The following is an 8425-nucleotide window of genomic DNA, read 5'->3' as shown; positions in this document are numbered from 1 at the left end:
GCGTAACTAAAATCTCCCAAGTTTATGTGTACGGATTTGACGGCAGGGGTCACATGTCCTAATGATATAGTCGATTCCAAATAAAACAGATACGTCATATTCCAACGCGGAACTGGTATAAATTTTTCTGGCTTGCTGTGCCTACGCCGACAGAAGCCTCGTAAAATCCATCCCATTCCCGCTGTATCGTTTTAATACTGAGTTCACTATACTAGGGCGTGTCCTCAATCTAAACGATAATACCTAAATGGGCTAAAAATGGCTAAATAAAAGCTAACTTTGGGTACGGCTTTTGACATAACGGTGGGTCGAGGCCAGACGGTTCATGACGGTTTGGTGCAGTTCGTCTAATAGCTCATCAAGCTCATAATCAATCTCTAAAAATAAATCAGTGAGCATATCACCTGCAGTCATCTTCCCTTGCATCATGTTATTTTTGGTGCGGTGCGGGCTAAAGCGTTGCAGCTGCTCATAATGGTGTAGCGCTTCAGGAATACTTTCGGATACCAGCTTATCAATGACAAATTGCCGCTCGTTATGTTGCTGCTGCTGTTGCTCATTGAGCTCGCTACTCCATTCACGGTAGCGTTTTAGCTTACCATTGATTCGATCTAATATGGCGACAGCCTCAATGGGCATGGCGTTTAGGGTGGCAGTATCGACCACATCAACAAGCTCAGTCATAATCGGACAGCGTCCATGTTTGAGATACCATAACGTATCGGGGTCAAAAGGTGGTCTATTGGTCGGGCGCATCTGAGCACGATTGGACAAATAACGATCGGTCAGGGGCGTCGGCGAGCCGATGTCACGCACTTGCGCTAGTGCATCACAAATACGATCAGCACGCTTAGGCGGAGTCAGCACAGAACGTTGTCTATTGGCTTGGTTGCTTTCTTGATTGACGCTAGCACTATCGACGCTATTGTTATCGACGCTAGCACTATCAACACTAGTATTATTGACACCATCTGCATCATGATAGGCAGACATTTTCTGTGCATTTTTAGCCGCTTGCGTAGGCAGGTCATCTTGAGCTTGCCCAAATGATTTTAGCATTCTCGTCAAACTTACGACCATGACCTACCCCGCCCCGTGCACGCTTATTGCGCTCGTATTGCATAGATTTATTCAATAGCGTATCTTAACAGCTTTTTACGACACTGCCAGTAAACAAAGTGTCAAAACACCTACTCTGCCACCTATTAAGCATACTATGAACGCTGCTGATTATTTTTCTGGTTTCTTGCTCGGGCTATCGCTCATTATCGCCATTGGCTCACAAAACGCCTTTGTACTCAAACAAGGGCTTAAACGCGAGCACATATTTTTTGTTTGCTTGTTTTGTGCAGTCAGTGACGCGTTTTTAATCTCTGCGGGCGTGGGTGGTTTTGGTGCGGTAACGGCACGCTATCCGCAAGTTGTCAGCATCGCAAAATTCGCTGGCGTCATATTTTTATTAGGTTATGGATTGCAAAGCTTATATGCCAGTATGCGCGTATCTCACGCACTCACCGTCGATGGACAGGTCGTGACCAGCTTAAAAAAAGCGTTGCTCTTATGCTTTGGTTTTACGTGGCTGAATCCACACGTCTACCTAGATACATTGGTCCTCGTTGGCATGGTTTCAACCGGTGCTAGCAGTAAACTGACATTTGCCGTTGGTGCGGTCAGTGCCTCGTTCTTTTTCTTTTTTGCCTTGGGCTATGGTGCACGATTGCTCAGGCCATTATTTGCTAAACCAAAAGCGTGGAACATCCTCGATGCGCTCGTTGGCGTCCTAATGTTATATTTGGCTTGGCACCTTTACCAAAGTTAACCAGTTAATCAAAGCTAAAATGGCTATCAAATTCAACCTACAATCGATTTAATTCTTAGATTAAAAAAAGTACAGTGAATCCATTATATAGTGGGTTCACTTTAAAGCCGATACGAGTGCTACTGTAGTAAATTTTTTGCAGCCTCTGTCACGCCTGCGAACAGCAAGCAAGAAAAATTTATAACAGTAGCACGTAGCTAACAATGTATCGATTTTATTGAGAACTGCCTATATAAAAACCAGAGAACCGAAAAAACACAGGCATAAAAAAACCAAACACGCTTAAACGTATTTGGTTTTTAACATCGTTTACTTTTATAGCCTATGACGCTTTTTTACGTTTTTTAGGCTGCACAAAAGCTAGATTTAAAAAATGCTCAAGCGAATCATCAAGAACGTCCAACCATGGCTCTGGCAGTTCAGGCGCTACAGTTCCTGTTAAGGTCGAGCGATAGGCTTTTTCCCTAAAGGTCATGATATTTTCGGCTTTATCTTTTTGCCATTCTTTTAGAATTTCACCCTGCTCTTCAACCGCAAATTCTGGATAATCGGTGGCATTGGTCAAATCACGAATATAGGCTGCCTGAAAATCGATTGAATCACTGACCGTGACGCACTTAGCATAAGTTGCTAACCATTTTTGCTCATCCGCTTCACGCGCTGCCAAATCTGGCAACTCGATATCACCCATAATAACGTCGCGTGCATACCATGCTTGCGTATCGAACATATTAAAGGTGAAGTATTGGTCTTGCATACCCAAATAAATCAGTTTTGGGTTTGGCTGCCAAAAGATGCCTTTGTACAAGTTGGCTGGATATAAGCAGTTGTGGGTTTGCAAACGTAGCTCGTCTGGCATAAACGGGAAATGGAATAAGTAACCCGTACACATGATGATCGCATCAAATTTTCGGCTGGTGCCATCGGCAAAGTGCGCCACATCGTCTTCAAAATGCGTCACTAACGGCACTTCTTTTATCCCTTCGGGCCACTCATAACCAAGCGCCTTACTACGATAGCTGATGGTCACAGATTTGGTGCCATATTTATAGCACTGGGTGCCAATATCTTCGGCAGAATAGCTACTACCGACCAGTAGTATATCTTCGTCTTTAAATTCTAACGCATCACGGAAATCATGGGCGTGTAGGATACGTCCTGGGAACGTTTCTAACCCTTCAAAATATGGCATATTTGGGGTAGAGAAATGACCGGTCGCCACCACCACATAATCAAACTCTTCAACTTCTTGCTCACCCGTTTTATGGTTCATAACCGTCACGGTGAATTTTTGCGTGTCGTCATCGAATGCCACCCAACGTACAGGGCACTCAAAACGAATATATTTTTGGATATCTTGCTTGTCGATACGACCCATGATGTAGTCTTTTAGGACTTCACGTGGGGGATATGATGGGATAGCTTCACCAAAATGTTCATCGAACGAATAATCAGCAAACTCTAAGCATTCTTTGGGACCATTCGACCATAAATAGCGATACATACTGCCGTGAACGGGTTCACCGTTTCTATCTAAACCAGTACGCCAGCTATAATTCCACATACCACCGATGGCATTTTGCTTCTCATAACAAATTATTTCAGGTAAGTCTTTTACCCCGGTTAATCGAGCCGCTTCAAAGGCACGTAACTGTGCCAAACCACTTGGACCTGCACCTAAAATAGCAATTCTTTTCTTACTCAAGACTAACTCCTATAATATTGATGTTTCACAAGTATAACATAATTTCATGGATGATGTTTTTATGGTAGACTTTTGTTCATTGGTAGCATTTATTAAAGCTATGATTTACCTATAAAAAGTCACTATTAAGTTACTTTTGGAGATGGCGCTGTTTAAGTTTTCCAATGGTTTTTAATTGGCATTTATTGATAATATAGTCAGTGAAAAGTAAAATCGATACATCACGTACTGCAAGTACAGTTTTTTCTAGCTTGCTGTGCCTACGCAGACAGAGGCTACAAAAAAACTATACCAGCAGTATCGTAGCGTTTTTAAAGTATTTTAATTATAGTTGAAGTGTTTTTAGGGGCTGTATTTTTTACAGCCTCAAATTTAGAAAGGTGTTTTGAAAGATATTTTGAAAGAAGGCATGATAAGCAAAAAGCGCTAAGTAGGAAGAAGTGCAAAATGAAAAATAAGTTTTACATCAAATCAGGAAACAACGTACGCAAGCCATTGACGATAATTTCGATAGAAACCGCCGCTAATAACATACCCATAATTCGGCTCATGATGTTTAGACCTGTATCGCCCAATAGACGGCTGATACGCCCTGCCGCCATCAACGCCAGATAACAAAATAAACTGATGAACAAACCGGCTATCAATATGGCAGATATTTGTAAAATACCTGAGACTTGTGAAGAATAAATAATCACGGTGGAGATACCGCCAGGTCCAATCATCATCGGAATAGCAATCGGTACAACCGCTGCTGCCATGGTTGGTGGCGCATCATGTAAGTGATCAACATCGAAGTTTTCTTGATCGGGCTTAACTGGGTTACCATCGCCATTCATCATGTTAAGGGCGATTAAGAATACCAAAATACCCCCTGCCAACTGAAACGAGCCGATTGAGATACCCAAGGCCTTTAGTAGTGTCTCGCCTGCTAGCGTAAAAAAACTGATGGTGATAAAAATCGTCAGACAAGCAACACGTGCGACTTTTCGGCGATTATGCATCGAATAACCGCGTGTCGAATCCAAAAATAACGTCAAGGCGCCAAAAGGATTAATCAATACCAAAAAGGCTAAAATTATTTTGATGATTTCAGTATTCACTGAGCGCTCGCTTGTTTATTGGTTAAATCAGGCAAAAAGATAAGGCCATCGTGCGAGTGCAACGATGACCTAATAATCGGTAACAGCGGCATTGTAGCATAGGCAGATAAGCCAATTAAATCATTAACTTCGCTTAATTTTTCTATCTGACCAAATCAATCGGCTTTCAATACAAGTTTGCCCTTTTCATAGCCAGTTTAACCCTAAAACAAAACATTAACATTAGGCGCTAAAATCAAGGCCAATATCCAATGCAGTGGTACTGTGCGTTAAATAGCCCATCGCAATAAAATCAACACCAGTTTTTGCCACTGCTTGTACCGTTTCGGGTGTGATACCGCCTGATGCTTCGGTTTTGGCGCGACCTTTACACATGACGACAGCCTGCGCTAATATTTCAGGTGCCATATTATCTAACAGCACCAAGCTCACGCCAGTATCGAGTGCTTGTTCTAATTGCTCTAAAGTATCGACTTCGACTTCAATCGGAATCAGATGCCCAGCAAAGTCTTGCGCTTGTTTAATCGCTGTTTTGATATCACCAGCGATGGCAATATGATTGTCTTTAATTAAAATCGCATCATCCAATCCTAAGCGATGATTGCGTCCGCCGCCGCAACGTACGGCGTATTTTTGGACGATACGTAAACCTGGGATGGTTTTACGGGTACAGGTAATTTGCGCCGGATATTCTGCAACGCTATCGGCAATTTTTTTGGTGTCGGTCGCAATACCACTGAGATGGGTCATAAAGTTAAGCGCCGTACGTTCTGCTGTCAGCAAGTTTCGCGCATTACCGCGGACAATCGCCAATACTGCGCCAGCTTCGACTGTTTCACCATCATTAACTTGCGCCATAAACTCAGTTTGCCCATCAATCAAGGCAAAAGATAAGCGCGCTAAATCCATACCGCATATCACCCCTGCTTGGCGCGCCTTAATCTGTAATTGCGCATGCATATCGGCTGGGATGGTGGCTTGGGAGGTGACATCACCGCGTCGGCCCAAGTCTTCGGTTAATGCTGCTTCTACTAACGGCTTAAGTAATACTTCAGCCAATGCTGGCTCTTGTTTAACGGTCATTTTCGTCCCTTATCTTTGGGTGATATTAGGTTAAATCTGCGTCTATTGAGATAAATAACGCTTATTTAAACTCAAAATGAGCATAAATATAGCGCAAAGTTTATAGGCTCGCAAGAAAATTTCGCAAACCTATGCAATAAATCGATTTAAGATGAAATGAATTCTGATCTAAGAGGATGATATGAAGACACTGGATATATAGAGTCTATTTACGTTTAGGCAGTTTACTGTCCATCAATAAGCTTTGTAGCTCAATATCATGGCGGAAGCGATAAAGCTTGGCAGGGCGACCACGCTGGGCATTACTACTCTGCCCCGTTTCCATCACAAGGTTTTGTGAATCAAGCAATCGGCGGAAATTTTGCTTATGCAAGCGCACGCCTGATAGCGCTTCTACGCTTTGTTGCAACTGCGATAAAGTAAATACATCTGGCATCAAACCAAAGATAAGCGGTCGATACTCAATTTTAGCGCGTAATCTTGAGATAGCAGTGGCAATCACCCGGCGATGGTCATAATACATGGGCATACCAATCAACTGCGACCAATCTGTAGATAGTTTCGACTGGTCATTGGACGGATAAGTGGGCGGATAAGTAGGCGCTTCAGGAACTAAACCCGCTTCATATAACATCTCATAACGTAATAGCACGTGCTCGGCAACCCACTCTCTATTTTCATAAGCCTTATCGCCATACAACTCATTATCAGTATTTTTATCTGTCGGGACTTTACCCGTTAATATTTCCTCACTTAATCCCCAACACAAACCAATACGCTGACGACGACGGCGCTGGATAATGGAATCACTGGCGCTACCTGCCCAGCCCAATAATGCTGGCACAATATGTTCCATAATTATATCGGGCATACCATTTAAGTGATTTTCCCATGGAAAATAATCGTACCAATCACGCCATAACGCTTGGCTTGGTAGCTGCTTTATTTGTGTTTCTTGCACCAAGCCCAAATAGCTGACATAAACCAGCGCATGACCGTCCACATTTCTTCTGTTGGTATCAACAAAGGTATAAAGCTGCTCCAAATAACCCAGCGGCTGCTGTGTTTGCTCCTCAACCCATTGACGCACGCCAGCTTGCAACGAGCGATGCAATGGCATCAATGGACCATTTGGCAACAGTTTACCTTGATCAACGGTTAAAACGCGCGCGGTGTGCTCAGTAATGGCCACAAGCACTGCGACAACTTCGGTCGTGCCGCTGCCTTGTTGATGGGCGTGTGAGTAAGACAACGTCATAGCTTTGAAGGTTTCCTATATATCTAAATATGCAATGAAGAAGTTGGAAGTGCGCTCTCTATAATAAACATACTTATATCAAGGCTGCTTAATGCTGCTTATAGCAACGCTTAGTATAGCGTGAAACTAAAACTATCATAGCTATAGTCAGTCCTAAATAAAATAAGGTCAAATATTATAAAAACAATGCTTAATAAAAAACACTTGTATTTATGCTCAAAATGAGCATAATTAAAACAGCTTATTTATCTACTGGTTTTAACTCACTCACTTTTAGCGGCATATAATTTGTCGTTTTGCCTCAAAGGTTTGCAATTATGAAAACTTATCCATACGACGCGCCCATCATGAGCAATGACAATCGCATTGCCACTCAAATGAACATCGAATATGCCAAAGCAAAAATGCCCGCAGATTTGCCGCGTAGTGAGCGCCTGAAAATTGAAGAAAATATTAAGCAGTTATTAAAACAACATAACGCCGTATTAGTCGCCCATTATTATGTCGATCCTTTTATTCAAGATTTAGCTTTAGCCACAGGTGGCTGCGTCGGTGATTCACTAGAGATGGCACGCTTTGGCCAAGCGCATAGTGCGCAAACGCTAATAGTTGCTGGCGTACGCTTTATGGGTGAATCAGCCAAAATCTTAAGTATGGAAAAAACCATACTGATGCCAGACTTAGAAGCGGAATGCTCGCTTGATTTGGGCTGCCCTGCGGATGAATTCTCTGCCTTTTGTGATGCTCATCCTGAGCGTACGGTGGTGGTTTATGCCAATACCAGCGCGGCAGTAAAAGCACGGGCGGACTGGGTGGTTACCTCATCAGTGGGTATCGATATCGTTCGTCATTTGCATGCCCAAGGCGAGCCTATCATTTGGGGTCCTGACCGGCACTTGGGTAAATATATTGCGCGTGAGACTGGGGCAGATATGCTGCTTTGGCAAGGCTCGTGCATGGTGCATAATGAATTTAAAGCCACTGAGCTTGAACAACTAAAAGCTGAAAACCCAACAGCTAAAGTCTTGGTACACCCTGAATCACCCGATAGCGTCGTAGCACTGGCTGATGTGGTGGGCTCGACCAGTAAGCTATTACAATCGACGTATGAAATGGATGCCGATACCTTTATTGTCGCCACCGATTTGGGCATCTTACACGAGATGCAAAAGCGCTCGCCAAACAAGCGCTTTTTAGCCGCACCTACCGCTGGTGAAAGTGCCAGCTGCAAGAGCTGTGCATTTTGCCCATGGATGGCGATGAATGGTTTGCAGGGCATCGAGCAATGCTTGACGCAGCGAAGCGGTGAAATTCTAATGACACCTGAGTTGGCAGCGGCAGCTAGAAAACCATTACAACGCATGCTTGATTTTGCTGAATCACAAAAACAGCGTGTGGCAGCGAGCGGAGATATGGTTAAAGACCGTGCGCTGTTTGCTAATGTCGGGGCGGCATAA

At 43.4% G+C, this 8425-nt stretch carries 7 protein-coding genes; 2 read left to right on the top strand and 5 right to left on the bottom strand.

What is annotated here, in order from left to right; all coding sequences use genetic code 11:
- Positions 1-273 precede the first annotated feature (273 nt).
- Complete coding sequence (locus EI162_RS07810) at positions 274-1080, bottom strand: hypothetical protein (RefSeq protein ID WP_225736930.1); 807 nt, start codon at positions 1078-1080, stop codon at positions 274-276.
- Positions 1081-1216: 136 nt separating this feature from the next.
- On the opposite strand from EI162_RS07810, the gene EI162_RS07805 reads away from it, so the two are divergent.
- On the top strand, positions 1217-1819 hold the full coding sequence (locus EI162_RS07805; protein ID WP_192523815.1) for a LysE/ArgO family amino acid transporter: 603 nt from the start codon (positions 1217-1219) through the stop codon (positions 1817-1819).
- A gap of 322 nt (positions 1820-2141) precedes the next feature.
- Here the strand turns inward: EI162_RS07805 and EI162_RS07800 are convergent, their stop codons facing one another.
- The 4 genes from EI162_RS07800 to EI162_RS07785 form a co-directional block, all read right to left on the bottom strand.
- The gene (locus EI162_RS07800) at positions 2142-3524 is read right to left on the bottom strand and encodes an NAD(P)-binding domain-containing protein (protein ID WP_192523814.1); all 1383 of its coding nucleotides are present in this window, start codon (positions 3522-3524) and stop codon (positions 2142-2144) included.
- A 461-nt stretch (positions 3525-3985) separates the two neighbouring features.
- Entirely contained in the window at positions 3986-4627 is a 642-nt protein-coding gene (locus EI162_RS07795; protein WP_192523813.1) for a MarC family protein, read from the bottom strand.
- A 222-nt stretch (positions 4628-4849) separates the two neighbouring features.
- A complete protein-coding gene (gene nadC, locus EI162_RS07790; RefSeq protein WP_192523812.1) occupies positions 4850-5710 on the bottom strand; it encodes a carboxylating nicotinate-nucleotide diphosphorylase in 861 nt (286 codons plus the stop codon).
- Positions 5711-5915: 205 nt separating this feature from the next.
- A complete protein-coding gene (locus EI162_RS07785) occupies positions 5916-6968 on the bottom strand; it encodes an NUDIX hydrolase (RefSeq protein ID WP_192523811.1) in 1053 nt (350 codons plus the stop codon).
- A 317-nt stretch (positions 6969-7285) separates the two neighbouring features.
- Between EI162_RS07785 and nadA the strand changes: the two genes are divergently transcribed.
- Positions 7286-8425, top strand: coding sequence for a quinolinate synthase NadA (gene nadA / locus EI162_RS07780; RefSeq protein WP_192523810.1), 1140 nt, complete (start codon positions 7286-7288; stop codon positions 8423-8425).

The sequence above is a fragment of the Psychrobacter sp. FME6 genome (assembly GCF_014861365.1).
Classification (GTDB): domain Bacteria; phylum Pseudomonadota; class Gammaproteobacteria; order Pseudomonadales; family Moraxellaceae; genus Psychrobacter.
Note: the sequence above shows the minus strand (reverse complement) of the source record. Positions and strands in the feature narration are given on the sequence as shown.